The sequence below is a fragment of the Acidovorax sp. KPB24-07 genome (assembly GCF_057543315.1).
The window spans coordinates 1-2,137 of sequence record NZ_BAAJYS010000495.1 but is presented as its reverse complement, the minus strand read 5'-3'; the positions used below and the strand labels follow the sequence as shown (position 1 = coordinate 2,137).

Here is a 2,137-nt window from a genome sequence, read left to right as displayed (position 1 = left end):
ACTAGGGCATTGCGCTATTAAATTAATAGCATTTCGTTTGGGGCATGGTCGGCCGCTTGAGCCGTCGCGCTATTCCAGGGGCGCCACCCGCTCCGCCAGCGTACGCAGGGTGAGGGGCGCGCACCCTTCGGCATGGTTGCTGACCGTGACGAAGGCATTCTGGCCCGCCCCGGTCACCCCCGCGATCGTGCGCGCCAGCACGTCGTGCACCTCGGGGGCCGGGTGCAGGATGCGGTCATAGGGGGCGTAGAGCTTTTCGGCGTCTTCGTACCCATAGGCGCCATGCACCGGGTTCAGGTTCCAGCGGCACACCAGCGGTCCGGGCCACAGCCGGCGCAGCAGGTGCAGTTGCTCCGCCAGCGGCGGCATCTTGGCGTGCAGCCCCACGCAGTAGGTGGCGCCGGCTTCGCGCAGCACGGCGGCAAAGTGCGGCATGAACTCGGGCGACAGCCACTCGGGGTCGCGCACCTCCACGGCCAGCACGCCGTCCGGCGCGGTGGGCGCCAGTGGCGGCTGCGCGAGCAGCATTGTGCGCAGTCGCTCCAGCACCTGCGGCAGCCGGTCGAGCTGCGCCAGCGGCAGCGGGCTCAACTGGAACACCAGCGCACCCACCTTGCGCCCAGGCCTTCGAGCGCGGGCGCCACGAACTCCTGCGTGGCCAGCGCGGCATCCAGAAACGCCGGGTTGGCCTGGCGCCCGCGCCCGTCCTCGCCGCGCACCAGCGCATCGGTCACCAGGCTGGGCGCCTTCACCACGAAGCGGAAGTCATGCGGCACCTGCGAGGCGTAGCGCTCGTACTGGCTCACCGTGAGCGGCCGGTAGAAGCTGCGGTCGATGCTCACCGTGCGCATCAGCGGGTGCTGGGCATACACCGGCAGGCCGTTCTTGGAAAGCGCCTGCTCCGAATGTTCGCCTTCCCACAGCAAGCCCTTCCAGCCGGGGTAGGTCCACGACGACGTACCCATGCGCAAGCGGGACGGCAGCCGCGCGGCCAGCGAGCGCAGGTCGTCGTCCCAGGCCGCCGGTTGTACCGTGCCGCTGCGGCGCACGGCAGGGGCCTTGGCCTCGGTGGGCTCGGCCGATGGGGCAGGGCGTCTGGCGGGCGCGCAGCGGGCGGCTCGGGGGGAACGGGCAGGTCGCCGAAAAGATCGTCTTGCATGGAGGGCAGGGAGTCGATGAGCGAGCGTGCGGAAGGCAGGATGCAAGGCAGGAATGCGCGCCCTGCACCGTGTCGATGTGGGGGGCTGTGGCGCGTTCTTCCAGGGCCTGGACGGTTTCCTTTCGTTTCGGCGCCGAAGCGGCGGCAGCTGGGGCACCGCCGCCCGTCACTCGCCCGAAAACAGGCCCCCTTCGTTGAGCAGCTCATAGGCGATGTCGGGGTGCCGGTCCATGCTCTTCTTGATCGCGGCAGGAATGGCCTGCCGGGTCTTGCGGCACAGCCCCCGCTGCTCCAGCACCAGGATGGCGATGCCGCGCAGGCTGCGGACCTCGTTGGGGCTGGTGGTGATGCTCAGGCGGATGCCCAGTTGCGCTTCCAGTCGTTCCTGCATGCGGCGAAGCTCGCCCAGGCTGCCCAGGTTCTCCAGCCGGTCGATGAGCCGCTTTTCCTCGTCTCGCGTGAGGCGCAGCACGCGCAAGTCGCCGCTCGGCGCCTGCAGCAGCGCATCGCGGTCGCACACGCATGCGCCCGGCGGGCATTCGGTGCGGACCGGATAGGGGAAGGGCGTCATGGTCTTAAAGGCGCAGGCGTTGGTTGTGGCGGCGTGGCGGTGGTCTGCGCATTTTAGGGACGCCCCCCGCGCTCACTGCGCGCTGTACACCAGCCCGGGGCGCGTTCCATCAAGGTCGTCGGTCTCGCCGTCCTGCACCGGCTCCGTGCCGAAGGTCCGCCCCAATGCCACGAAGCGGTATGCGCCCCGACCGTCGGTGTAAACGGCCCAGCCGCCGGGCGTGATGGCAATGCCGTGCCAGGCGCCGGCGATGCGCGCGTCCGCCACGCTGGCCACCTGCTGCCCATCGGCGGTGCGGTACACGCGCAGTTCGCCGGTGTTTCGCGAAGGGGCGGTGTCGGCAGCGCCTTGGGCGGAGGGGGCGGGGGCCTGCGGCCGCTGGACCTCGCGCACGGCAAACCGCCCTC

The 2,137-nt window shown here is 70.3% G+C and carries 1 protein-coding gene and 2 pseudogenes; all 3 read right to left on the bottom strand.

Translation table 11 applies throughout. The features are described from left to right. Positions 1-69: 69 nt before the first annotated feature. Positions 70-851: pseudogene (locus AC27IQ_RS23045) on the bottom strand (DUF72 domain-containing protein). A 474-nt stretch (positions 852-1,325) separates the two neighbouring features. Beyond that, on the bottom strand, positions 1,326-1,730 hold the full coding sequence (locus AC27IQ_RS23040; RefSeq protein ID WP_487090932.1) for a hypothetical protein: 405 nt from the start codon (positions 1,728-1,730) through the stop codon (positions 1,326-1,328). A 72-nt stretch (positions 1,731-1,802) separates the two neighbouring features. Next, positions 1,803-2,137: pseudogene (locus tag AC27IQ_RS23035) on the bottom strand (hypothetical protein); the annotation flags it as partial.